Here is a 25689-nt window from a genome sequence, read left to right as displayed (position 1 = left end):
TCTTCATCAAGTTACATTAAACTGTGGTTTGTTTGATGTTCCTTCTGTGAAGTCTCGTTCACTGCGCTGTCATAACTGGCTAGTCGGTGATGAAGAAGATAATGTGGACTTTGTTCATATTAGCTTTGAGTTACTTTCAGGGCGTACCGAAGAGCAAAAAAGAGAATTGTCCCGTCTGTTAATGCAAACCTTACAAAAACAGGCAAGCCATATCCGAAGCCTAACGGTCAACATACGAGATATGGATAAAAGTTGCTTTCAGAAAGTGATTAATTAGCTAAAAATAATCAACGATCTAAAAGTGATTAACCAACTATTTGCTGCTAACTTTTGGTAGCGTATTAATTTTTGAGTATTTTAAGATGTCGATGAAAGATTTACTGCTCTCTTTCAAAGGGAGAATTGGTCGTAAGACTTACTGGATTTGGAATGTTTTCTACTATGTAGCGATTACTGGTTTTGCTTCCGGTATTTCTGTTCTGTTCCCTGCATATTCCTATATCCTGCTACCAATCTTTCTACTGTTGCTGGTTATCCCAGATCTTGCAATTACCGCTAAACGCTGGCACGACCGCAATAAGTCGAACTACTGGTTGCTGTTGAACGTGCCACTGGTGCTTGGGCGTTTGGCTTCGCCAATGGTCGCAACGACAACAGAGTCGGTATCGCCAGTTCACATGGCAGCAACGGTTGCAGCATTAGTATGTGGTTTATGGATTTTGATTGAATGTGGATTGCTCAAGGGAACTGAAGGCCGTAATGATTACGGTGACGACCCAGTGTAAAGATTGAATGATTGAGAAATAAGAAGGGAGCATTGTACTCCCTTTTTTTGTTTTTGGTCTCTAATATCTTGCTACTGATGCTTGGGCGTTTGAGTAACGATTTTTTAATACATTTTCGGTTCTGTGTTCGGCCTAAAAGGAACCACATTTTCAGATTCAGGCTCTTCAAAACTACAGCGGCCTTGAAGCGCATCTTGAAATTTACAGACCTGACAGCGTAGCTCTTGCATCAGTACAACATTAGCATGGTGTGGATTCTTGCAACGGCTGACCACTAAGTCGAGGTGACTTTGTTGGGCTCGAAGTCGATCTTGCATCACCTCAGAGGCAGAACAAATCATTTGTTCACACATATCATGTTTGAATTGATTAAATGCTTCAGGATCACTTTTCGCTAGTTGGACGAGTTCGTCAAAGGGGGGCAGTTTTTGATCCGACTGTGGATATGCCATGTTTCTTTCCTTAGCGTTAAGCATATTTCATATGCTTTAAGCTTAAGAAATAAATTAGTACAAATTTTAATCAATTTGTATTTTCTCAATCTTGAGACAAGATCAATGACTTGGCGTCAGCCTGCTGGACTTGGACTTGGACTTGGTATTGATACAGAGGCTACGTTAAAAGTGCTGGTGTTAAAGTATAAGTACAGCGTCGCTCACCAGCGATAATGTGTTCAGTGCGGCTTACATGACACTCACCTTTGAGTAACTCAGTAAATACATTGAGCTCAGATTGACAGAGGCTTGGACAGCGAGTCGCTGCTTTACAGATAGGACAGTGATTTTCGATCAAGATATAGTTATCACCTTGTTCTTGAAGTTCTGCCATGTAGCCTTCTTCTTCGCGAAGTTGGGTGAGTTTTTCAAGTTTACTGATCAGATTATTACAGTCGGATAGAGCGGCTTGATATTGCTTAAGAGTGTGCTGTTCACGTTCAGCTGCAACTTTAGCTAAGCCTTCTTTGCCAAATAGGTTTTCGACAGCGTCAATCACCTGAATGGTGAGTTCACCGTGTCGGTCTGAGAATTGACTATGCCCTTGCTGAGTCAGAGACCAGTGGCGGGTAGGGCGTCCCACTTTTACTTTTACGTCATGAAACGCAAGAATACCGTCATCTTCCAAACTTTGCAGGTGCTGTCTTGCACCCATTGTCGTCATGCCAAATTCTTCTGACAATTGTTTCGCGGTTACCGCGCCTTGACGCTTAATGGTTTGTAAGATTTTGTCGCTCGTTTTCATACTATCCCTACCTCATGAACCTTACTATTATGGGGCAAGGTGTTTATAAAGCAAACCATTTACTATATTGATAACCATTTACTATATTGATTGTAAATGGTGCCATTCTCGTAGGACATAAAACAAAAGGCTGATACTTGGTATCAGCCTTCGAATGTTTTGTTTAACCGAGCTTAGGTTTACAGGATATGACCCACTACTTCTGGGTCTTTACGCTCTAGATAGTGGATAGACTTGATACGACGGATCGTACGGCAGCGACCACGGATAAGCAGTGTTTCTGTGGTTGCGATATTACCTTTGCGAGAAATACCTTCTAGTAAGTCACCCTTAGTGATACCTGTTGCTGAGAATACAACGTTGTCGCTGCGCGCCATGTCTTCCATTTTTAACACGATGCCCGCTGTTACGCCCATTTCAGCACAACGTTCTAGTTCAATTTCGCCGTGTTTACGGTTTTCTTCTGTGTCGCCTTTGACTTCATGACGAGGGAGAAGACGGCCGTGCATGTCGCCGTCTAGTGCGCGAATAACCGCAGCAGAAACCACACCTTCAGGTGCACCGCCGATGCAGTACATGACGTCTACTTCGCTATCTGGCATACACGTTAGGATTGAAGCAGCAACATCACCATCAGGCACTGCAAATACACGGACGCCCATTGCTTGCATGTCAGCGATGATTTGATCGTGACGAGGTTTAGCAAGCGTGGTTACTACTAGAGTATCGAGTGTTTTACCTAATGCTTTAGCGATGTTTTCGAGGTTCTCGGTCAATGGAAGCTCTAGGTCAATCACGCCTTTAGCGCCAGGGCCTACTACCAATTTTTCCATGTACATATCAGGCGCTTTAAGGAAGCTGCCTTTTTCGCCTGCAGCAAGTACTGCCAATGCATTTGATTGACCCATTGCTGTCATGCGTGTCCCTTCAATTGGGTCAACTGCGATGTCGACAGCGTCGCCGCCTACACCTACGTTTTCGCCGATGTATAGCATGGGTGCATCATCGATTTCACCTTCGCCGATAACAATCTCACCGCTAATTTCGGTTTTGTTTAATAGGCTACGCATTACTTCTACAGCAGCGCCATCTGCAGCGTTTTTATCGCCACGGCCAAGCCACTTGTAACCAGCTAGTGCTGCACCTTCTGTGACACGAGAGAATGACATTGCTAAATCGCGTTTCATGCGGACTCCAAAATTTTCAAAGGGGGAATAGAAATTTCGCGGCGAATTTTACCATATCCAAAAGGAAACGTTTGCCTTTTTGTTTTTTGGGGATTGCTCTTGATCAATTTGCGGTCGAAAACCGGTAATATTCATCAAAATAATCAGTCTGTTGTTGCGTTGGTAATAGTTCACGTCAATATTCGGTAAAAAGCGCTGTTTTTTTCATCGAATGGCGCAAAATATCGAATATATTGAGTGTTTATCCTTGCTCTGCTGAGTAGAATGGGGAAATAAGTGGAGTGAACCTTCACCATCAAACGAATAACTTAAAGGTAGGCCAGAATGTCTTTTGAAGTACTAGAGCAGCTAGAAGCAAAAATTCAAACAGCAGTAGATACAATTGCACTTCTTCAAATGGAAGTGGAAGAGCTTAAAGAAGAGAAACAAGCACTAGCAACTGAAGCTAGTGAGCTTAAAGCAAGTCGTCATGAGCTAGAGCAAAAAACTCAGCAAATGCAGGAAGAGCATTCTGCATGGCAAGATCGTATCCGTAACCTTCTTGGTAAAATGGATGACGTAGAGTAATTGACTCTTCGGATTTAAAAAAACGCCCGCTACTGATTAGCGGGCGTTTTTGTTTGTGTTCTAATGCTTCGTACTCTTATGCTTTGTTTTATTATTCAAAGCTGAGTTACTCGACCTCTTCTTCTTCAACATCCAGATCAAGTTCTACATCCAGAGGCTCTGCAGAAAGGATGATGCCGGTGTTGTCTGCGTAGAGGTAATCTTCCGGTAAGAAGGTCACGCTACCAAAGTTAACCGGTACATCAATCTCACCTACTCCACCTTGGCTTGCGCCGACAGGTATAGAGGCTAGGGCTTGAATACCTAGGTTCATATCTTCAAGCTCATCGACTTCACGCACACAGCCGTAAACCACAATACCTTCCCACTCATTGTCTTCGGCAAGTAGGGCTATCTCCGCATCGATCAGCGCTTTACGTAGTGAGCCGCCACCATCGATTAACAACACTCGCCCCAAGCCATCTTGCTCTAATACGGAGCGAATCAAAGCGTTGTCTTCAAAACACTTTAATGTCGTGATCTGTCCGGCGAAGGATGCTCGTCCACCGAAGTTGCTGAACATTGGCTCCACGACATCCACTTGATCCAGATATATGTCGCACAGTGCTGAAGTGTTGTATTCCATTTGCGTACCTTTTGAACAATGAGCTTAGTTTGAGTATATCGGTGCTTGATCCCTTTGCAATGATTAGTCTCAATTAACTCAGTAGAGTTTGAGCTACGACAACCCCTGCAAACAATAGGTTAGTGACCAGTGAGCATTTCACAATGACAGGCATCATCGGCGCTATTTGTGCTGGCTTCTCTGTTTCCCACACGGCCTTGCCATGCTTATAGACAATAATAATGCTGAGTAAAAACGGTAGACTGATCCAGACTGGTTTTTCTTGAATGAGTAGGTACAGAGCGAAAGACGCGAGAGCCAATCCAAGAAGTGCAAAGTGGTATTGCTTAGCTTTGCGTTGTCCTAGACGAACGGCCATGGTGCGTTTCCCGCATTCACTGTCGTTTTCGATATCACGCATGTTATTGATATTGAGTACCGCAACCGCCATCAGTCCGCAGCCTAACGCTGGAAGAAATAGACTTGGTTCAACATGACCAGTGTGTAAGAAGTAAGTACCAGAAACACCTAACAAACCAAAGAAGATAAAGACAGATAAGTCCCCTAGGCCAATATATCCATAGGGTTTGTTGCCTACGGTATATGCGATAGCCGCGACAATCGCTAATACGCCGAGTGCGATGAAAGACAGAATGCTTTCAATTGATGTCAGCGCATGGAAAATCAGAATGAGCCCTGCGATAACGGTAAACACGATATTGAGGATGATCGCTTGCTTCATGGTTGTTGCCGTCACCGCGCCAGATTGCATTGCGCGTGTTGGTCCTAGACGATTTTCGTTGTCGGTGCCTTTAGCCGCATCGCCATAGTCATTCGCTAGGTTCGATAAAATTTGTAAGAGTGTGGCGGTTAAAAAAGCCAGTAGTGCTATCGATAAAGAAAAGTGATCGCTGGAGAACGCTAAACTACTTCCTGTAAGAATAGAGACGAGTGCGAGAGGCAGAGTTTTCGGTCGTGCGGCATCAAGCCAAATCAGTAGAGATTGTTTCATCGTAGGTCTATTTCTTTGTAAGTCTTCGTTTCAAACTGTGATTTGAGTATACGCCCATTCTTCAAGTAATAAAAAGCCCACTCGAAAGTGGGCCTTGAATTCGCTTATTAGCTGCTATTTCTTTGAGATAGAGCAATAAGTTGGAGTTTCGTGTGCTACAGGATGAAGCGGCTTAGGTCTTCGTCTTCAACGAATTCACCGAGCTTCGACGTTACGTAAGCTTCATCAATGACGAGTTTGCTGCCGGCTTTTTCTGTTGCGTCGAATGAAATCTCATCCATTAGGCGTTCCATAACAGTATGTAGGCGACGCGCACCGATATTCTCCGTGGTTTCGTTAACACGCCATGCCGCGTCAGCAATCTGATTAATGCCATCTTCAGTGAACTCAATGCTCACATCTTCTGTTTTCATCAGGGCAATGTATTGCTCTGTTAAAGATGCTTTTGGCTCAGTAAGAATTCGTTTGAAGTCATGTGCAGAAAGCGCTTCAAGTTCTACACGGATTGGTAGACGACCTTGCAGCTCAGGGATCAGGTCAGATGGCTTAGCCACTTGGAATGCGCCTGATGTGATAAACAAGATGTGATCAGTTTTAACCATGCCGTGTTTCGTTGATACTGTGCTGCCTTCGATAAGAGGCAGTAGGTCACGTTGAACACCTTCGCGAGATACGTCTGGGCCTGAGCTGTCACCACGTTTACAGATTTTGTCGATCTCATCGATGAACACGATACCGTTGTTTTCAGCGTTGAAGATCGCGTTCTCTTTTAGCTCTTCCTGGTTCACAAGCTTCGCAGCTTCTTCTTCTGTCAGTGCTTTGAATGCGTCTTTGATTTTCATCTTACGCTTTTTCTTGGTGTCGCCAGCGAGATTTTGGAACATGCCTTGTAGCTGGTTAGTCATCTCTTCCATACCTGGAGGTGACATGATTTCAACACCCATTTGCGGTGCCGCTACATCAACTTCGATCTCTTTGTCGTCTAGCTTACCTTCGCGCAGTTTTTTACGGAAAATCTGACGAGTGTTTGAAGAGGTTGTGTCTTCAGTTGATTGCTCATTCTGACCCCAAGCATCACGAGCTGGTGGTAGAAGGGCATCAAGAATGCGTTCTTCAGCTTGTTCTTCAGCGCGGTATTGTACTTTTTCCATCGCTTGTTGGTGCGTCATCTTGATCGCAACGTCCGTTAGATCACGGATGATGGTTTCAACTTCTTTACCAACGTAACCCACTTCGGTGAACTTAGTCGCTTCTACCTTGATGAAAGGCGCGTTTGCTAATTTCGCTAGGCGGCGAGCGATTTCAGTTTTACCTACACCCGTTGGGCCAATCATTAGGATGTTCTTTGGTGATACTTCAACACGCAGGCTTTCTTCAAGCTGCATACGACGCCAGCGGTTACGCAGGGCAATAGCAACTGAACGCTTAGCGTTGTCTTGGCCGATAATGTGGCGATTGAGTTCGTGAACAATTTCGCGAGGAGTCATCTCAGACATGGTTTTTCCTTAATTCTTTAATCACTGTTGAATACAACGTTATTGATGGAAGCGGTCGTTACTCTGGCTTTGGCAGCTCAACGGTGCTTTCTAGTTCTTCAATAGTGTGGTGATGGTTGGTGAAGACACAGATATCGCCGGCAATGTTCAGCGACTTTTCTGCGATTTCACGCGCATCTAAATCAGTATTTTCTAATAGTGCAGTAGCTGCTGCTTGAGCGAAGTTACCGCCCGAACCGATCGCAATCAGATCATTCTCAGGTTGAACTACGTCACCGTTACCAGTGATGATCAGTGAAGCGGTCTCATCCGCTACTGCAAGCAATGCTTCTAACTTACGTAGAGCACGGTCGCTACGCCAATCCTTCGCTAGCTCAACGGCAGCTTTGGTCAGGTGGCCTTGGTGCATTTGTAGCTTGCTTTCAAATTTTTCGAATAGCGTGAAAGCATCAGCGGTACCGCCAGCAAAACCTGCCAGTACTTTGTTGTTGTATAGGCGACGTACTTTACGGGCATTGCCCTTCATTACAGTATTGCCTAGAGATACTTGTCCATCACCCGCGATGACGACTTTATTATTACGACGTACAGATACAATGGTAGTCACGAGTAGGGCCTCTTAATATTTCTTATCTTTGGGTATAAAAAGTATATGAGGATGGCACTCGGATAATTCAAGGAACCACGAGTGATGTCGTGCAACTTATCGACGGAAGTTGTAAGGAAAGTTGGAGAAAGGGAGCGAATAAAAGAAAACCTCCACAATGGGAGGCCTTCAGTGTTTGGTTTTTTCTGCTTCTGCTAAATCTGTAACTACTCGGTATCTTTCCAAATAGCACAAGGTTCTATTTTCGCTCGTTGCAGCTTATGGCGATCGCGCTCGGCGTCACGCTTCAACTTGTATGGTCCAAGAACCACACGATACCAACTGCTGCCATCTTTCTTGCGGATTTCGCTTGAGATACCTTGGAAGGCAATATCTAACTTACGAGCTTCAGCTTGTGACGAGGTTTTGTAAGCACCACACTGCATCACGTAAGGGATTTTTGAGATCTGTTGCTCTTTTGCTTTGACTTCAATTTCGCGGCTTGGCAGCGTTTCGACATAATCCCATTTCTCTTCAGGAGGTGGTGGAATCATTTTCGCAGGTTTTGGCTTAGGTTTTGGTTTGGTTACCACAGGAGCGGGAGTTGGCGGCTCAGGATCATTACTCAGTAAGTAAAGTCCATAACCAAAACCACCGGCAAGGAGGATCGCCAAAAGACCACTGCGCCAAGGCTTACGACGAGGGGCTTGTTTTTTAGTCGTTTTTTTTGTGCCACGACCGCGCTTTACATAATCTCTATTAGCCACAAGACAATTCAATAGTTGATGATTCTGCTCTCATGGTAATCCAGATTGCGCGAGGATAATAGTGCAGAAATGGAAGCGGCACGTCAAAATGTACCGCCACTTTGTATAGGTATTTTGTGCTATTAAATTCGCGGTGGTGCAGTACTGCCTCGAACCACGAGTTTAGCTTCAAGCAGACGTGAACCAGCTTGAACATCGTTACCTTTAAGGAGATCAAGCATCATTAGCATGGCTTGACGTCCAATCTCGTAACGAGGCTGAGAAATTGTTGTCAGTGGTGGATCGCAGTATTGAGCGAATTGGATGTCATCAAAGCCAACAATTGATAAATCTTGAGGGACGCGTAAACCTAGCTTCTTCGCTTCTTGAATCGCACCAATCGCCATTGCATCGTTATGACAGAAAATAGCAGTAGGTTGCTCGGGCAGAGCTAGAAGTTGACGAACCGCTTGAGCACCAGCTTCAAAGGTAAAGTCACCGACCGTGCTATAAGCTGGGTTCATTGATACACCCGCACGGCGCAATGCTTGTTGGTAGCCTTGTTGGCGGAATTTACACAGTGTCGCTGATATTGGGCCAGATATTTGAGCGATACGCTTATGACCTAATTGGGCTAGGTAGTTAACCGCTTCAAATGCAGAGGTTAAGTTATCGATGTGTACTGTCGGTAATTCGAGCTCAGGGGCGAATTCACATGCCATCACCATCGGCGGTAAATTCTTTTGTTCAGGCTTGCTGACATCAAACGGATGGTCAGTGCCAAGCAGCAGCATACCGTCAGCTTGCTTGGTGAAAACCAAGTTAACAAAAGAAGACTCGCGCTTCTTTTGCTGGCCGCTATCACCCAGTAGAACAAGGTAATCATTTTCTACTGCGGCGTCTTCGATACCACGAATGATTTCAGCAAAATAAGGGTCACAGATATCAGGAACGATAGTGATGATGGTTTTTGATTCGTTGCGACGTAAGTTTCTAGCTAATGTGTTGGGTGAGTATCCAGCTTCTAGCACTGCCGCTTCGACTCGCTTACGAGTAGAAACAGAGACTTTTTCAGGGTTCATCAATGCACGTGATACCGTTGCTGTTGAGACGCCTGCTAGCTGGGCAACATCCTTCATTGTCGCCATAAATTAAACCCTCTTGTAAGTTCCTTTGCTGCCTAAGTATCTAAGGCATGAATAATAAATTTAATCGAATAGATATTGTGAAAGTGTTGCTAACACTTTTTTTATTGCAATATTTTATTCGTTTAATCTGTGTAAAGTTACGGCTAGATTAACAAAAATCACATGACTAGTGTGAAGTTGCTCACGAGAAATATGAAAGATTTGTGAACAAACTTATCATTAGTTTTAACCCGATGGGATTTAGCTCAAATCTTGAGGCTCTATATCGAGTGACCAGCGGACTTTTTTTGCAGCGGGTAACATATTGATTGCCGGTTTCGCGCTCATTAATAGCTTCTGCATTAATGAACGCGTCTGAGTTTGTAAGATTAACTGCCAGCGCGACTTGCCCGCTCGTTTTGCTAACGGGGCAGGGGTTGGCCCTAACACCATACAATATTGGTCAAACAGCGGGTGCGATTCTAATGTATGACGCACTTGACGTAGAAACTCTTCCACTAAGCGCGTGTCGTTAGCTTCCGCTCGGAATAACGTCATAAAGGTATATGGCGGTAACATCGCCTGTTTGCGTTCGGCTAAGGCAGTCTGAGCGAAGTGGTTATAGTCTTTATGTAATAGTGCTTGCAGTAATCCGTGTTCAGGGTGGTGAGTTTGTAAGATGACTTCACCCGGTTTACTTGCACGACCGGCGCGTCCCGCTACTTGAATGAATAACTGAGCAAGGCGTTCTGAAGCTCTAAAGTCACTACTATATAAAGAGCCATCAACATCCAATAACGCAACAAGTGTGACATCTGGGAAGTGATGCCCTTTAGCAAGCATCTGTGTACCAATCAGGATTTGGTATTCACCTTTGCGAATCGACTCTAATGCATTTTCTAGGCTGCCTTTACGGCGAGTACTATCGCGATCAATGCGAATGGTTTTGTATTCAGGGAATAGTTGGCCAAGTTGAGCTTCTAGTTGCTCGGTACCGACACCCACGGTTACTAAGTTCGCTGAACCACAGCCTTGGCAATTATGTACGATATGCTGTTGTGAACCACAATGGTGGCAGCGCATCTCATTACTGTATTGGTGATAGGTGTAGTAAGCGTCACAACGTTTACATTCTGCAGTCCAACCACAATCGTGACACATCAGTGCTGGAGAAAACCCACGGCGGTTGAGGAACAACATCACTTGGTTACCCGCCTTGAGATGCCTTTGCATTTCTGCAATCAACGACGCAGATAAGCCGCTTTCTAGGTATTCCCCCTTAACATCCAATACTTTATTGGTGGTCGGCAGAGCGACCCCCGCGCGTGAGGTGAGAGTGAGGTAGCTGTATTTACCGATCTGAGCATTGTGCAGTGTCTCAAAGGCCGGAGTAGCTGAACCAAGAACAACCGGAATCTGTGCTTTGTGAGCACGCATGATCGCCACATCACGAGCGTGGTAGCGGAGGCTGTCTTGCTGTTTATATGAAGCATCATGTTCTTCATCGACAATAATGATGCCCAGATCGGCAAAAGGCGTGAATAGAGCCGAGCGTGTACCAATCACGATACCCGCAATTTTATCACGCGCCGATAACCAAGCATTCAATCGCTCAGAATCGTTTAACCCTGAATGGATGACCTCAACGGGTACATTAAAGCGTCGTTTAAAGCGGTTAATCGTTTGAGGTGTCAGGCCTATTTCAGGAACCAAGACTAACGCTTGTTTACCTTGGTCTAGAATCGGCTTGATCATATTAAGGTAGACTTCAGTTTTACCTGAGCCCGTGACACCTTCTAATAAGAAGCAACCAAAGTCGGTTTGGCTATTTACCGTTGCTATCGCGATAGCTTGCTCTTCGTTGAGCTTAGGTTTGTCTTGGTCGTTTTCGAGGTCAGTTGGCCACGGTTGGCGTTTCGGTTTTTTCTCAGCAGATTCAATCCAACCTTTTTCTTCGAGTGTCTTGAGTACAGCACTACCGACTTCTTCATCGATGAACTCTTGATGAGGAACGGGACCGTGCTCAAGCATGTGCATCACTTTGGCTTGCTTGACCGCACGACCAAAGCCTTGCATCAGCTGATCTCTACCTAATGGGGTCAGTTGCCACTCGACAAGTGTTGCGAAGTCGGCCGCTTTTCCTTTTCGTAAAGCGCTTGGCAGAGCGTTAGCCAAAGTTTCACCCAATGGATACTGATAAAACTGGCTACACCACATTAAGAGTGAGTAGACTGATTCTGGCCAAACGGGTTGGTTATCTAATAAAGCTTTGATTGGCTTGAGCTTGTCTAGCTCGAATTCTGATTCGTTAACCAGAGCCGTGACGATGCCAGTTAAGGTTTGTCGTCCGAATGGCACAGATACTCGACCGCCAATGATAGGAAATAGGTGGTTGGGAATCTTGTAATCGAACTGCTTGTCGAGTGGAACAGGCAGTGCCACACGGGCAATCATTGGACGCATAAAGGGACGGCTTTATCTGAGTTGACGAGAGCGAACAGTCTAAAGGATAAGCCAGTTAAATTCGAGAAGCAGTTTGGATGAGAAGGCTGAGTTAGCGTATGAAGCCAACTAGCACGTCTAAATCCCACTCGATGTAGAAAATAAAGATACGATTGGTGAAAAATGTATCAAATTAGTTGATCCTATCTCACAGATTCATTACTATACTGCGCCTTAAAGGTATGGCTTTATCTCTATTTAGTGATATAGCGGTGTCTTTATTTATTTTTTTAACTACGTGTGGTGTGCGGCTTAGAATCGTATAGCGACACGGCCTACTTGAGGTTATCCCATGAAAGCTGGAATCCACCCAGAATACAAAGCAGTTACTGCAACTTGTTCTTGCGGCAACACATTTGAGTTCAACTCAACGCTTGCAAAAGAATCTATCCACCTAGACGTATGTGACAAATGTCACCCATTCTACACTGGTAAGCAACGTATCGTAGATACGGGCGGCCGTGTTGATCGCTTCAACAAGCGTTTCGGTGCTCTTTCTAGCAAGAAGTAATTCTCGCTATTTAGAAACAAAAAGGACACTTCGGTGTCCTTTTTTGTTTTCTGGCGTTTGATAAACAGATCAATATTATTCCGTTCTTAACCTATTCTTATACTCTTTCGCCAACTAAGCTTAACTCTCATCGTTCCGCCTGAATCATGCATGATTGAAATCTACTCGAAAGTGCAACAAGCGACAGTAAATTCAACTGCTCACTGGTCTTATTAGTAGTGAAATCTCGTTTTTTAATAAGACAGAGGCTTCAACCATCTAGGAACTTTGAAGTACATCCATTAACATGAACAAGATCCCCCAAATAATAATATCCTAGGAACCTACACCTATGTCTGAAGACAGCAGCCAAGCTCAATCCTCTCAAGAATTATCGCCTCAAGAACAATTCCGTCAGCAAGCTCTTGATTACCATGAGTTCCCAATTCCTGGCAAAATTGCCGTAGAACTGACGAAGCCTGCAAACTCTGCAGAAGACCTAGCACTTGCATACAGTCCTGGTGTGGCTGAGCCAGTCCGAGAGATCGCACAGAACGTCGATAACGTTTACAAGTACACAGGTAAAGGCAACATGGTTGCAGTTATCTCTAACGGTACCGCGATTCTTGGCTTAGGTAACCTTGGCCCTATTGCTTCTAAACCTGTTATGGAAGGTAAAGCGTTACTGTTTAAGCGTTTTGCTGGTTTAGATTCTATCGATATTGAAGTAAAACACCGCACAATCGATGAGTTCGTTGATACGGTTGCGAATATCGCAGATACATTCGGCGGTATTAACCTAGAAGACATCAAAGCACCAGACTGTTTTGAAATTGAACGTCGCCTGATTGAGCGTTGTGATGTACCTGTATTCCACGATGACCAACATGGTACTGCGATTGTAACTGCCGCGGGTATGCTGAATGCAATCGAGCTTCAAGGTAAAAAACTCGAAGAGTGTAAGATCGTTTGCTTAGGCGCTGGAGCAGCCGCAGTTGCTTGTATGGAACTACTGATTAAGTGTGGCGCTCAGCGTGAGAAGATCTACATGCTTGATCGTAAAGGTGTGATCCACACTCGTCGTGATGACCTGAATGAGTACAAAGCACTGTTCGCAAACAACACCGACAAGCGTACGCTTGAAGATGTTATTGAAGGTGCTGATCTTTTCTTGGGCGTATCTGGCCCTAATTTGCTACCAGCAGAAGCACTAACGCTAATGGCTGATAAGCCAGTTGTGTTTGCATGTTCAAACCCTGATCCAGAGATCAAGCCACAGCTTGCTCACGAAGTTCGTTCTGATCTAATTATGGGTACAGGCCGCAGTGATTACCCTAACCAGGTAAACAACGTACTTTGTTTCCCATTCATTTTCCGTGGTGCACTAGACGTACGTGCGAGCGAAATCAATGACGAAATGAAGCTAGCGGCGGTTAAAGCTATTCGTGAACTAGCGAAAGAAGAAGTTCCAGCTGAAGTACTAGCAGCTGCAGGTGAGACTGCACTGAAGTTCGGTAAGGGTTACATCATTCCTAAGCCAATGGACCCACGTCTACTTCCTCGTGTAGCAAAAGCGGTAGCCGTAGCGGCAGTTGAATCTGGCGTAGCTCGTATTGAGATGCCTGCTAACTATATGGCATAAAAGCATATGGCATAGATACTGGATGGCGTAATCGCTTGTTATAGCGGTTGCTCGATTGAGCAAAAAAGAATAATAAAAAACCGACTCATCAGGAGTCGGTTTTTTTATGTCTATCATTTACAGCACACGCCTAGATAAGATAGTGGCTGATGTGACAAATAGGGTTCAGCTATAGCGGATCAATACTGAAGGCAGCGACTGAGTTATTGTTATTCTTCGTCAAATGCTTCGAACTCGATACCCATTGCTGTCATCAGTTCTTTCACTTCAGCAGGAATATCATCTGGGCGATCTTTACGAAGGTCTTCATCCGTTGGCAGTGGCTGGCCTGTGTACGCATGTAGAAAGGCTTCGCACAGTAGCTCACTGTTTGTTGCATGGCGTAGGTTGTTAATCTGGCGGCGAGTACGCTCGTCAGTGAGAACCTTTAACACTTTTAGAGGGATAGAAACTGTAATTTTCTTTACTTGTTCGCTTTTCTTTCCATGCTCAGCATATGGGCTTATGTATTCACCATTCCAGTCGGCCATTGCGTACCTTCATCACTTTAGTTGTTAGAATAAATTAATAGTGGTGATTTTAGCGGGATTTACTGCCATAAGCAAAGACATATAGACGTCTAGAAGTGTTGACGTCTCGCGTTTATGAAAGTAAAGTGAATAACATATATCTAACACAGCCGCAAAAACCCCACAAGCTGCTGTGATACCCAGACGCCAAACTTGTAAGGAAGCACCTATGAGCAGCCGGAAGCCAGCAACCATCGCCGTACGTACTGGCATAGAGTCAGACACTCAACATCATGCCGTAGTTCCACCTATTTATCTGTCGACTAACTACGGTTTTCCCGCTTTTGGTGAAGTGCCAAAGTACGATTACACCCGTTCTGGTAACCCAAACCGTGGTTTATTAGAAACTGCTCTGTTTGAACTGGAGTCTGGTAAAGGTGCCGTTGTGACTAACTGTGGCACGTCAGCGCTTAACTTATGGGTGTCTACTTTCTTAGGTGGTGATGATCTTATTGTCGCACCACACGATTGTTATGGTGGTACTTACCGTCTATTTAACACGCGTTCGCTTAAAGGCGATTTTAAAGTGCTGTTTGTTGATCAATCGGATCAAGCTGCGCTAGATGCGGCGATCGCACTTAAGCCTAAGCTGATCTTATTAGAGACTCCATCGAACCCACTGGTTCGCGTGGTTGATATTGCTGAAACTTGCCGTAAAGCAAAAGAAGTGGGTGCATTGGTTGCTGTTGATAATACGTTTTTGACGCCTGTGTTCCAAAAGCCGTTAGAGCTAGGTGCCGATTTTGTTATCCACTCAACAACGAAATTCATTAATGGTCACTCAGACGTGATTGGTGGTGTGGTCGTTACCAAGACGGAAGAGCACGCTGAAGAGTTAGCTTGGTGGGGCAACTGCATCGGTGCGACCGGCACACCGTTTGATAGCTACATGACGCTACGTGGTATTCGTACGCTTGGGGCTCGTATGCGTGTTCATGAAGAGAGCTCGCGTGAAATCTTAACTTCGCTACAGCAGCAAGATCTTGTTGGCACTATTTATCACCCAAGTTTATCTGACCACCCAGGTCATGATATTGCGAAGAAACAGCAGTCTGGCTTTGGTTCAATGCTGAGCTTTGAATTTTCAGGCTCATTTGAGGCGCTTAAATACTTTGTTGGCGAGTTAGCGCTGTTCTCTTTAGCTGAGTCTTTGGGCGGTGTTGAAAGCTTGATTTGTCACCCTGCGTCGATGACTCACCGTGCAATGGGTGAAGAAGCCTTGGCAGAAGCGGGGATCTCTCAGCAACTATTACGCCTTTCGGTTGGTTTAGAAGACGCTGAAGATTTGATTGACGATCTCAAGCAAGCCTTTGAAAAGACAAAACGCTTTATCGCTGAAGGGGAGGGTTAATAATGACAACCTTTCGCCAGCTACATAAATTTGGTGGTAGCAGCTTAGCGAACCCTGAATGTTACCAACGCGTTGTGAACATTCTTAGAGAATATTCATCAGCAACCGATTTGGTTGTGGTATCTGCCGCAGGTAAAACAACCAACCGCTTGATAGAGTTTGTTGAAGCTCTCGATAAAGATGGTCGTATTGCCCATGAGTGCCTACAAACTCTTCGTCAGTTCCAACTAGAGCTGATTGAAGTGCTTCTTGAAGGTGAGCTCGCAGTGCAACTAACGGCAACCATCCAACAAGAATTCACCGCTTTAGGAGAGTTAACTGCTCCTCTAAGTGAAGTGCAAAAAGCGCAAGTGCTTGGTCATGGCGAAGTTTGGTCTTCACGCTTGTTGGCGGCTTTGTTGTGCCAAAATGATTTACAAGCCGTCGCTCAAGATGCGCGTGCTTTTTTACGAGCAGAAGTGGGCGCTCAACCTGAAGTTGATCGCGCACGTTCTTACCCTCTGATTAAAGAAGTTTTGGCTCAGCATACGCATTGCCGTGTAGTGATTACTGGCTTTATGGCTCAGAACTGCGAGGGCGAAACAGTGCTGCTCGGCCGCAACGGTTCGGATTACTCGGCGACCGTGATTGGTGCTTTGGCAGAAGTTGAACGCGTAACGATTTGGAGTGACGTGGCTGGTGTATACAGCGCTGATCCTCGTTTAGTTTCAGATGCGTGTTTGTTACCTTTACTTCGTCTTGATGAAGCGAGTGAACTGGCTCGTCTAGCGGCTCCTGTGCTTCATAGCCGAACGCTACAACCTGTGGCTCAAAGTGCTATGGATCTGAGCTTACGCTGCAGTTACCAGCCAGAGGCGGGCTCTACACAGATAGAGCGAGTACTGGCTTCAGGTCGTGGTGCAAAAATTATTACCTCTTTAGATGAAGTTCTTATCGTGCAACTGACGTTTGGTCACGGACATGATTTCGACCGTCTAGAAAGTGAAGTGTTGGAAGGTCTTAAGCGTGCTCAACTAGAGCCACTTGCTTATGAACTTGAACCGGATCAACATTGCTTGCGTCTTGCTTACACAGAAGAGATCGCTGGTGGTGCTCTGGAATACCTACAAGACCATGCGATTGAAGCTGAAATCAAACTAAAGGAAGGTTTCTCTCTGATTGCTGCAGTGGGTGCGGGTGTGACTAAAAACCCGAACCATTGCTACGGCTTCTACCAGCAACTAAAGAGCTCACCGGTTGAATTTATCTCAGAAGCGAATTCAGGCTTAAGCTTGGTCGCAGTGATTCGTAAGAGTGAAACCTCAAGCTTAGTGAAAGGCATTCATTCTCAATTGTTTCAAGCACAGAAGCGTGTGGCGATTGCCTTATGTGGTAAGGGCAACATTGGTTCAAGTTGGTTAAGCCTGTTTGCTGAGCAAAAGGCTGAACTTGAAAAGCGTCGTGGAATGAACTTTGAGTTGGTTGCGGTGGTTGATAGCCAAACCTATTGGTTCGACGATCAAGGCATTGATGCGACGTCTGTTAGTAAGCGTTTTGATGATGAAGCGATTGCTAATAATGGTAACGATTGGTTAGAGCGCTTAGGTTCGATTCAGGGTTACGATGAAGCGGTGGTTCTTGATGTTACAGCGAGCCCAGTGCTTGCAGCAAAATATCTGCAAATCGCACAACAAGGCATTCATTTGATCTCGGCCAACAAGGTTGCAGGCTCTGCATCAAGTGAGTATTACCATCAGGTGCAAGATGCGTTTGCTAAGATCAGCCGTCACTGGTTATACAACGCGACCGTTGGTGCAGGTTTGCCGATTAACCACACGGTACGCGACCTGCGTGAGAGTGGCGATGACATCATTGCGTTGTCTGGCATTTTCTCAGGCACGTTGTCTTGGTTGTTCCAACAGTTTGATGGCACAGTACCGTTCAGTGAGTTGGTCGACTTAGCATGGCAACAAGGCCTTACTGAACCAGACCCACGTGCTGACTTAGATGGTTCAGACGTAATGCGTAAGTTGGTGATTCTAGCGCGTGAATCTGGTTTAGAGATCGAGCCTGAAAACGTAAAAGTCGAATCGCTAGTACCTGAAGCGCTGCAAGATTTATCAGTGGATGATTTCTTTGATAAGGCTTCTGTGTTGAGTGAAGAACTGGCCGAGCGTTTAGAAAAAGCGCACTCTCAGCAGAAGGTTTTACGTTACGTAGCGCGTTTAGAGAAGAACGGCAAGGCAACGGTCGGTGTGGAGGCGTTGTCGAAAGAGCATGCGCTGGCTAACTTACTGCCTTGCGATAACATCTTTGCGATTGAGAGCAAATGGTACAAAGATAATCCATTGGTTATTCGTGGCCCAGGAGCGGGGCGTGAAGTGACGGCAGGTGCAATTCAATCTGATCTAAACAGAATGTCTAGCCTGTTTTAAATTCTAAATAGCATACTATTCACTAAGATAAATAAGGCTGGAAGCACGATGTGTTTTTCAGCCTTTTTTTTACATTATTTCTTCTTGGCAACTCACCTAACGACTTGAGTTTTTCTCACGATCTACTTGAGAAAAATTCATAATGGATCTGTTGACATTAAATCGTATTCAATACATTCTACAGACATATAGACGTCTAAACGTCGTTTAAGGATTTGAGTTTTAGTGGTTGTTTTTGCCACAGGGAGAGTAAGATGGGATACACACACGCAGGCCATATCGACGCTTTAAATCAGAATATCGCTGAGCTTTCTGACAACATCAATGTGTCATTTGAGTTTTTTCCACCAAGCAGTGAGAAGATGGAAGAGACCTTGTGGAATTCTGTTCACCGTCTTAAAACACTCCAACCAAAATTTGTATCAGTAACCTACGGTGCAAACTCGGGTGAGCGTGATCGTACCCACTCAATTATTAAAGAAATTAAGAACCAAACAGGCCTAATTGCTGCACCACACTTAACGTGTATTGATGCTAGCCGTGAAGAGCTGATTCAAATTGCTGATGATTACTGGGCAAATGGCATTGAGAGCATTGTTGCGTTGCGTGGTGATATCCCAGCAGGCGGTGGCGCTCCAGATATGTATGCATCTGACTTGGTTGAGCTGCTTAAATCTCGCCACGACTTTGATATCTCTGTTGCAGCTTTCCCTGAGGTTCACCCTGAAGCAAAAAGTGCTCAATCAGACCTTATTAACCTGAAGCGTAAAGTGGATGCTGGCGCTAACCGTGCCATCACGCAATTCTTTTTTGATGTAGAAAGTTACTTACGTTTCCGTGATCGCTGTGTGGCGGCAGGTATCGATGTTGAAATCGTACCGGGCATCTTACCTGTTTCTAACTTCAAGCAGGCGTCTCGCTTTGCTGCGATGAATAACGTGAAAGTTCCGGGCTGGATGGCCAAGCAATTTGAAGGTTTGGATGATGATCCAACGACTCGCCAGTTAGTGGGTGCTAGTCAAGCGATCGATATGGTTCGTACGTTGAGCCGTGAAGGTGTGAAAGACTTCCACTTCTACACGCTAAACCGTGCAGAAATGACTTATGCACTTTGCCATACTTTGGGTGTTCGTCCATAAGTCGCTGCCTTGTAGTTAAGCTCAGGCTCGGATAAAAAGCCATCGGCTGTACCTCTCAAATCTTATAGATACAAAAAAGGCTTGGACTCTAAGAGTTCAAGCCTTTTGCTTTTCAGCTTCTAGCTTAACTTAAGCAAGAGCGCCAAGTTCAAGCAGTACTTCTTCAGCCCATACAATCCATGCTTCACGGATAAGTAGGTTACGACGAAGCGTTAGGCGTTCAAGGCGTGCTTGCTTGTCTAGCGTCGATGGCGTTGCGTAGTAAGCTGCTTCGATTTCTTTGTAGTGAGAAACCAGTTTGCGAGACTCTTCTACTAGCTCAGCAAGTTGTACGCGGTAAGCGTCAGAAGGTTGCACAGCACAAGCCATTAGCTTAGCTGAGAACTCGTCACGAACAGTTGGGTGTGCAGTTGGTTGTTCAAACCATTCACCTAGCGCGCCACGGCCTGCATCAGTGATAGAGTAAACTTTACGATCAGGTTTGCCTTCTTGAGGCTCAAGCACGCAAGTTACCTGGTCGTTCTGAGCCATTTTATTTAGCTCGCGGTAAACTTGTTGGTGGCTAGCTTTCCAGAAGTAACCAATGCTTGCGGAGAATTCTTTTGTGATATCGTAACCAGTAGCATCGCGTGTACTTAAAACGGTTAGAATTACGTGTGGTAATGACATGTCTGAAATCCAAATGGTAAACAGTAAACAAATACTTAAACAACAAGTGTGCTTCTAATGGCACGTTATATTGGTTATGTCTAAGTAGCACCAACTCATCGGTTGGTTATGTCACCTTACAAAGCCGTTTATCACCTAGGTTGACCAGTTTATTGGTCAAGTTGCTGCAGATTATTTTTTTGGAGTGTTTCCGCAGCGGAGCAGTAGTATATCTAAATAATAAGCATAAAGTAGAATACATGGACAAAATAACCCGAAAAACTGACAAAATACTCATTAATTGTTTTATGGCAAAATAAAAAGGTCGCACATGGCGACCTTTTGTTCTTTTTTTAGAGGTAAATGCTACTCAGATTATAGTAGGGTTCGCTAATTAACCTGTATTTCGCATACCAGCAGCAATACCTGCAATCGTCACCATTAGTGCTTCTTCTAGCTCTGCTGGTGGTGTCTCACACTTACGAGTTCGGTAAAGCAGCTCTGCTTGAAGCATGTTTAGTGGCTCAACATAGATGTTACGTAGACGAATCGATTCAAGCCCCCAAGGGTCGCTTTGCATCAAGTTCTCGTTATTTTCTACATTCAGCACTGCTTTGATGTCTTTTTGCAGCTGTTCACGCAGTAATTCACCTAGAGGTAACAGTTCTTCGTCAACAAGACGTTGATCGTAGTACTTGGCAATTTCCATGTTGCACTTAGAGTACACCATTTCTAGCATGCCAAGGCGAGTCGAGAAGAATGGCCATTCACGACACATCTCTTCAAGTAGCGCTTGATGGCCTTGGTCTACTGAGTATTGAATCGCTTCACCAGCGCCTAACCATGCAGGAAGAACTAAACGGTTTTGGCTCCAAGAGAAGATCCACGGAATTGCACGTAGGCTTTCTACGCCTCCGTTCGGGTTGCGTTTTGCAGGGCGAGAACCAAGAGGTAGTTTACCTAGCTCCAGTTCAGGCGTCGCTTGACGGAAGTAAGGTACGAATTTCTCTTCACCACGAACCACGTTGCGGTAAGCCTCGCAAGAGACTTGAGACAGAACTTCCATTAGGTCGCGCCACTCTTGTTTTGGCTCAGGTGGCGGCAGAAGGTTCGCTTCTAGAATCGCACTTGCGTATAAGTTGAAACTGTTTACGGCAACATCTGGTAGGCCAAGCTTAAAGCGGATCATTTCGCCTTGTTCTGTTACACGTAAGCCGCCTTTTAAGCTCTTAGGTGGCTGAGAAAGTAGGGCTGCGTGCGCTGGAGCACCACCACGACCAACCGTACCACCACGACCGTGGAATAGAGTCAGTTCAATACCTTCTTCTTCACAAACCTTAACTAGCTTGTCCATTGCGTCATACTGAGCCCAACCTGCAGACATTACGCCAGCATCTTTTGCTGAGTCAGAGTATCCGATCATTACCATTTGGTGGTTTTGGATAAAGCCACGGTACAAGTCGATGCTCATTAGCTGTTTCATTACGGCTTCTGAGTTGTTCAAATCGTCTAGCGTTTCGAACAATGGACAAACGTCCATGCGGTACGGGCAACCACATTCTTGCAGAAGCAAATGAACAGCCAATACATCAGAGGCTGTACGAGCCATTGAGATTACGTAAGCGCCGAAGGCTTCACGAGGTTGAGCTGCAATTACCTTACAGGTGTCTAAAACCTCTTTAACCTGTTCAGATGGCTCCCAATCGCGTGGTAGCAGTGGGCGTTTAGAACTTAATTCATTGGTTAAGAAAGCAATCTTGTCTTGCTCGCTCCACTGGTCGTAGTCGCCAATGCCTAGGTAGCGAGTCAGTTCAGATAGCACATCTGAGTGACGTGTACTTTCTTGACGAACATCGAGACGAACCAGGTGTACACCGAATGCTTTTAGACGGCGCAACGTATCAAGCAGAGAACCGTCTGCGATTACGCCCATGCCACATTCGTGTAGCGATTGGTAACACGCGTAAAGTGGTGTCCAAAGTTGGTCGATGTTCTGTAGTGTTTCTTTCTTTGGCACTTCAGTGTCATGCAGTTTTGCATCGAGCACTTCTAGTGTGTTGTTCAGCAGAGTGCGTAGGCTTTTGAGGATTGCACGATAAGCTTCGTGTTCATCGCCAGCCAATTCACGAACGGCATCATTACACTTAGTCATCGACAGTTCAGTAATCAGTTCGTTTACGTCACCTAGATAAAGGTCAGCGGCTTTCCAGCGAGATAGACGCAGTACTTCTTTAGTGATGGTGTGTGTTACGAATGGGTTACCATCTCGGTCACCACCCATCCAAGATGAGAAGTGTACCGGGCGAGCATCAATTGGCAAGCCTTCACCCAGATAGCCTTTTAGTCGACCGTCCATTTCACGTAGGAAATCAGGCACAGCTTCCCAAAGCGAGTTTTCGACAACCGCAAAGCCCCATTTAGCTTCATCAAGTGGTGTTGGGCGTTGCTGGCGAATCACATCTGAGTGCCAACCTTGGGCGATAAGTTGTTCTAGGCGACGCTCTGTTTTCACACGCTCTTTGTGTGATAGATCGCTTAATTCTAATTTAGACAGACACTCGTTGATCTTAACTAACTTGTTGATCATGGTGCGACGAGTAATTTCTGTTGGGTGAGCTGTCAAAACGAGCTCAATATTCAGATCGCGAACAGCTTGAGCAGCATCTAACTTGCTGATGTCATTTTGATTTAATTTGGAAAATAGAGACTGCAGCACGTCAGGTTCGCAAACATGCTCCTCACAGTGGCGAGAGATTGTGTGGTATTGCTCTGCCATGTTGGTGAGGTTGAGAAATTGGTTAAATGCACGAGCAACAGGAGTGAGTTGTTCGTTCGGCAGGTTTTTAATTTCTTCAACTAGGCTGTCACGGTCAGCTTTGTTGCCTGCGCGGGCGGATTTGGAAAGTTTACGGATAGTCTCCACTTTCTCTAAGATAACGTCACCATGTGCATCTTGGATTGTGTTACCTAGCAAGCGTCCTAGCATGCTTACGTTACTCTTGAGAGCGGCGTATTTCTCGTTCATTGTCATCCTGCCTCGTAAAAAAATTACATCCATTGTTCCTTGTTAAGTACACAATCTAGCGAAAAGTGCTGTATCTAGTCAAATAAAGCATTCTAAGTTTGCAATTATTAGTTTTAAAAATGCGGGAGAAGTAAATTTTCCAAAACTTAGGTAAAAAGTGAAATTTAATTACAAGATTAAGGCTAAACGAGGAATCGCAGAATAAAAGCCACCTTTTCGGGCGGCTTTTATCGGAAAATATCGAATGGATAGTGGGTAACTAGAAACAATATTTACGGATCGATTTACTTAGAACATCAATCGTTGGGTCAATAAAATCGAAGCTCAGGAATTCGTCGGGTTGGTGAGCTTGATCAATTGAACCTGGGCCCAGTACTAAGGTTGGACACAACTCTTGAAGGAAAGGTGCCTCTGTGCAGTAGTTCACGGTTTGAGATTCAGTTTCACACACCGATTCCATTCCACCAATAAAGGGATGATCGTGCTGACACTCGTAACCCGGAATAGGTTCGTGCAATGGAGTAATCTCAATTCTGCCCGGCCATTTTGCTTCGACTTCTTTAAGTGCGCTACGCAGCATGTTATCCAAGCCATCTAAGCTGATGCCTGGTAAAGGACGAACATCATAGTGCAGTTCACAACAACCACAGATACGGTTGGCGCTGTCGCCACCGTGGATATGTCCCAGGTTTAGAGTAGGGCTTGGAATCGCAAAACCAGGGTGATGATACTCTTTTACTAACTTGTCACGCAGTTGCATTAAAGCAAACAATACCTCATGCATGATCTCGATGGCGTTGACGCCTAAAGCTGGATCTGAAGAGTGGCCTGATTTGCCCGTTACTCGCACTGCATTTGCCACGTGACCTTTGTGACCGCGAATCGGCACTAGGCTGGTTGGCTCACCAATAATGCAGTAATCCGGCTTAAATGGTGCATTTTCCGTGAAATGACGAGCACCTAGCATGGTGGTTTCTTCGTCACAGGTGGCTAATACATAAAGTGGTTTGGTTTGTTTGCTCCAATCCATTTTCTTCGCAGCTTCATAAACGAAAGCGAAAAAGCCTTTCATATCTGCGGTGCCTAGTCCGTAGAAGCGATTGTTGTGTTCAGTAAGCGCATGAGGGTTGAAGTTCCAACGTCCTTCATCGAAGGGAACCGTGTCGCTGTGTCCCGCAAGTAGCAAGCCACCTTCACCAGAACCCATCTTCGCAACCATATTATGCTTGCCGGGTTCGACTTCCACTACTTCAACGCTAAAGCCCAGATCTTTAAACCATTGCGCCATTTTTTCTATGACTTTTTCGTTGCCATGATCCCAGCTTGGATCGGTAGAGCTAATAGAGTCTGTGGAAATTAGGCCTTTATAGACCTCAAGAAAACTCGGTAATTGCATATTATCTTCACTTCTACTATTGACAGGAAAACCATAAGTCGGTAAAACACATATTAAATCATATTTAATGCATAAGAAATCAAATAAAGCTAAAAATTAAGTATGAATAGTCAAATTTGAAATGTTACTTACCTCAAGAATGGATGTGTTGAGATGTTGAAAACCACGATCATTGGCGCAAGCGGCTACACAGGAGCAGAACTGGCTCTAATGATAAACAGACACCCTGAGCTCACGCTATCAGGTTTATATGTCTCAGCCAATAGTGTAGATGCAGGCAAACCTATTGCAGCATTGCACGGTAAGTTAGCTGGCTTGATTGATATGCCAGTACAGCCGTTAACCAATCCTGAAGAAGTGGCAAAGCAGTCTGATGTGATTTTCTTAGCAACCGCGCATGAAGTCAGTCACGACCTAGCACCCATCTTTCTTGAAAATGGGTGCCAAGTATTCGACCTATCAGGTGCATTCAGAGTTAAAGGCGAAAACTTCTATCAAGAGTTTTACGGTTTTGAACATCAACACGAACAATGGCTAGACAAAGCGGCTTACGGTTTAGCTGAATGGAACGAACAAGAAATTAAAGAAGCTCAGCTTGTTGCAGTCGCGGGTTGTTATCCAACGGCATCACAATTGGCGATTAAGCCTTTAGTTGAAGCAAAGTTACTGGATGAGAACCAATGGCCAGTGATTAACGCGACCAGTGGTGTAACGGGTGCTGGTCGAAAGGCGAGTATGGTTAACAGCTTCTGTGAAGTAAGCCTGCAAGCCTATGGTGTATTTAACCACCGTCATCAACCTGAAATGGCTGCCCATCTAGGATGTGATGTAATTTTCACACCGCACCTAGGGAATTTTAAGCGCGGTATTTTGGCAACCATTACCATGAAGTTGGCTGAAGGCGTGACAGAAAAACAGATACAAGAAGCCTTTGAGAAAGCTTATCAAGGTAAGCCAGCAGTGAGATTACTCGAAGAGACACTGCCAAGAATTCAAGATGTAGAACAGACACCTTTCTGCGATTTAGGTTGGAAGGTTCAAGGTCAGCACATCATCGTTGTTTCAGCGATTGATAACTTATTAAAGGGTGCATCTAGTCAAGCGATGCAGTGTTTAAATTTACGTTATGGTTTTGCACCATTAACTGCGTTAGTGTAAAGGAAT

General features: G+C 45.0%; 23 protein-coding genes. 9 read left to right on the top strand and 14 right to left on the bottom strand.

Going from position 1 to position 25689, the window contains the following annotated elements; genetic code table 11:
* Both IQO02_RS02770 and IQO02_RS02765 read left to right on the top strand, forming a co-directional pair.
* Positions 1–277: 5-carboxymethyl-2-hydroxymuconate Delta-isomerase (locus tag IQO02_RS02770; protein ID WP_228005993.1), on the top strand; the 277-nt coding region annotated here is incomplete at its 5' end.
* Positions 278–362: 85 nt separating this feature from the next.
* A complete protein-coding gene (locus tag IQO02_RS02765; protein ID WP_010435371.1) occupies positions 363–785 on the top strand; it encodes a DUF805 domain-containing protein in 423 nt (140 codons plus the stop codon).
* Between the two features lie 104 nt (positions 786–889).
* On the opposite strand, the gene IQO02_RS02760 is transcribed toward IQO02_RS02765, so the two are convergent.
* From IQO02_RS02760 to glpX, 3 genes are all read right to left on the bottom strand, one after another.
* Positions 890–1237, bottom strand: coding sequence for a DUF3135 domain-containing protein (locus IQO02_RS02760; RefSeq protein WP_010435369.1), 348 nt, complete (start codon positions 1235–1237; stop codon positions 890–892).
* A gap of 160 nt (positions 1238–1397) precedes the next feature.
* Positions 1398–2024 carry a helix-turn-helix transcriptional regulator gene (locus IQO02_RS02755; RefSeq protein WP_010435367.1) on the bottom strand — a complete coding sequence of 209 codons (627 nt, stop codon included), beginning with the start codon at positions 2022–2024 and terminating at the stop codon, positions 1398–1400.
* 179 nt (positions 2025–2203) lie between these two features.
* Positions 2204–3211 carry a class II fructose-bisphosphatase gene (gene glpX / locus IQO02_RS02750; protein ID WP_010435365.1) on the bottom strand — a complete coding sequence of 336 codons (1008 nt, stop codon included), beginning with the start codon at positions 3209–3211 and terminating at the stop codon, positions 2204–2206.
* Between the two features lie 324 nt (positions 3212–3535).
* Between glpX and zapB the strand changes: the two genes are divergently transcribed.
* Complete coding sequence (zapB, locus tag IQO02_RS02745) at positions 3536–3778, top strand: cell division protein ZapB (RefSeq protein ID WP_010435362.1); 243 nt, start codon at positions 3536–3538, stop codon at positions 3776–3778.
* 106 nt (positions 3779–3884) lie between these two features.
* On the opposite strand, the gene rraA is transcribed toward zapB, so the two are convergent.
* The 7 genes from rraA to priA form a co-directional block, all read right to left on the bottom strand.
* On the bottom strand, positions 3885–4403 hold the full coding sequence (rraA, locus tag IQO02_RS02740; RefSeq protein WP_010435359.1) for a ribonuclease E activity regulator RraA: 519 nt from the start codon (positions 4401–4403) through the stop codon (positions 3885–3887).
* A gap of 73 nt (positions 4404–4476) precedes the next feature.
* Positions 4477–5394, bottom strand: coding sequence for a 1,4-dihydroxy-2-naphthoate polyprenyltransferase (locus tag IQO02_RS02735; RefSeq protein WP_010435357.1), 918 nt, complete (start codon positions 5392–5394; stop codon positions 4477–4479).
* A 155-nt stretch (positions 5395–5549) separates the two neighbouring features.
* Positions 5550–6890 carry an HslU--HslV peptidase ATPase subunit gene (gene hslU / locus IQO02_RS02730; protein WP_016767976.1) on the bottom strand — a complete coding sequence of 447 codons (1341 nt, stop codon included), beginning with the start codon at positions 6888–6890 and terminating at the stop codon, positions 5550–5552.
* A 58-nt stretch (positions 6891–6948) separates the two neighbouring features.
* Positions 6949–7497, bottom strand: a complete 549-nt coding sequence (hslV, locus tag IQO02_RS02725) for an ATP-dependent protease subunit HslV (protein ID WP_004729692.1) — start codon at positions 7495–7497, stop codon at positions 6949–6951.
* A 206-nt stretch (positions 7498–7703) separates the two neighbouring features.
* Entirely contained in the window at positions 7704–8243 is a 540-nt protein-coding gene (locus IQO02_RS02720) for an SPOR domain-containing protein (RefSeq protein WP_010435351.1), read from the bottom strand.
* Between the two features lie 122 nt (positions 8244–8365).
* Positions 8366–9370, bottom strand: coding sequence for a DNA-binding transcriptional regulator CytR (gene cytR / locus IQO02_RS02715; protein ID WP_010435348.1), 1005 nt, complete (start codon positions 9368–9370; stop codon positions 8366–8368).
* Positions 9371–9610: 240 nt separating this feature from the next.
* Positions 9611–11812, bottom strand: coding sequence for a primosomal protein N' (gene priA / locus IQO02_RS02710; RefSeq protein WP_010435346.1), 2202 nt, complete (start codon positions 11810–11812; stop codon positions 9611–9613).
* 331 nt (positions 11813–12143) lie between these two features.
* Between priA and rpmE the strand changes: the two genes are divergently transcribed.
* Both rpmE and IQO02_RS02700 read left to right on the top strand, forming a co-directional pair.
* Positions 12144–12362, top strand: a complete 219-nt coding sequence (gene rpmE, locus IQO02_RS02705; protein WP_004737142.1) for a 50S ribosomal protein L31 — start codon at positions 12144–12146, stop codon at positions 12360–12362.
* A gap of 331 nt (positions 12363–12693) precedes the next feature.
* Positions 12694–13983, top strand: coding sequence for a malic enzyme-like NAD(P)-binding protein (locus IQO02_RS02700; protein WP_016790179.1), 1290 nt, complete (start codon positions 12694–12696; stop codon positions 13981–13983).
* Between the two features lie 209 nt (positions 13984–14192).
* Here IQO02_RS02700 and metJ read toward each other — a convergent pair whose 3' ends face one another.
* Positions 14193–14513 carry a met regulon transcriptional regulator MetJ gene (metJ, locus tag IQO02_RS02695; RefSeq protein WP_010435330.1) on the bottom strand — a complete coding sequence of 107 codons (321 nt, stop codon included), beginning with the start codon at positions 14511–14513 and terminating at the stop codon, positions 14193–14195.
* A gap of 208 nt (positions 14514–14721) precedes the next feature.
* Between metJ and IQO02_RS02690 the strand changes: the two genes are divergently transcribed.
* The 3 genes from IQO02_RS02690 to metF all read left to right on the top strand — a co-directional run bounded on the left by IQO02_RS02690 (position 14722) and on the right by metF (position 19456).
* Positions 14722–15903 (top strand): O-succinylhomoserine (thiol)-lyase, encoded by a 1182-nt coding sequence (locus IQO02_RS02690; RefSeq protein ID WP_010435327.1) that lies wholly within the window; start codon positions 14722–14724, stop codon positions 15901–15903.
* A 2-nt stretch (positions 15904–15905) separates the two neighbouring features.
* Complete coding sequence (locus IQO02_RS02685) at positions 15906–18317, top strand: bifunctional aspartate kinase/homoserine dehydrogenase II (protein ID WP_010435325.1); 2412 nt, start codon at positions 15906–15908, stop codon at positions 18315–18317.
* A 254-nt stretch (positions 18318–18571) separates the two neighbouring features.
* The gene (gene metF / locus IQO02_RS02680) at positions 18572–19456 is read left to right on the top strand and encodes a methylenetetrahydrofolate reductase (protein ID WP_010435323.1); all 885 of its coding nucleotides are present in this window, start codon (positions 18572–18574) and stop codon (positions 19454–19456) included.
* A 129-nt stretch (positions 19457–19585) separates the two neighbouring features.
* Here the strand turns inward: metF and IQO02_RS02675 are convergent, their stop codons facing one another.
* The 3 genes from IQO02_RS02675 to argE form a co-directional block, all read right to left on the bottom strand.
* Positions 19586–20125 carry a PadR family transcriptional regulator gene (locus IQO02_RS02675; RefSeq protein WP_010435321.1) on the bottom strand — a complete coding sequence of 180 codons (540 nt, stop codon included), beginning with the start codon at positions 20123–20125 and terminating at the stop codon, positions 19586–19588.
* Positions 20126–20498: 373 nt separating this feature from the next.
* Positions 20499–23135: a phosphoenolpyruvate carboxylase gene (gene ppc, locus IQO02_RS02670; protein WP_016783696.1), complete on the bottom strand. Its 2637-nt coding sequence runs from the start codon at positions 23133–23135 to the stop codon at positions 20499–20501.
* 253 nt (positions 23136–23388) lie between these two features.
* The gene (gene argE / locus IQO02_RS02665) at positions 23389–24525 is read right to left on the bottom strand and encodes an acetylornithine deacetylase (RefSeq protein WP_016783697.1); all 1137 of its coding nucleotides are present in this window, start codon (positions 24523–24525) and stop codon (positions 23389–23391) included.
* A gap of 153 nt (positions 24526–24678) precedes the next feature.
* On the opposite strand from argE, the gene argC reads away from it, so the two are divergent.
* Positions 24679–25683, top strand: a complete 1005-nt coding sequence (argC, locus tag IQO02_RS02660; protein WP_016799295.1) for an N-acetyl-gamma-glutamyl-phosphate reductase — start codon at positions 24679–24681, stop codon at positions 25681–25683.
* The last annotated feature ends 6 nt before the right edge of the window (positions 25684–25689 follow it).

Source organism: Vibrio sp. OPT24, assembly GCF_015163545.1.
Lineage (GTDB): Bacteria > Pseudomonadota > Gammaproteobacteria > Enterobacterales > Vibrionaceae > Vibrio > Vibrio cyclitrophicus.
The sequence above is the reverse complement of the archived record's forward strand: the minus strand, read 5'-3'. Positions and strand labels throughout refer to the sequence as shown.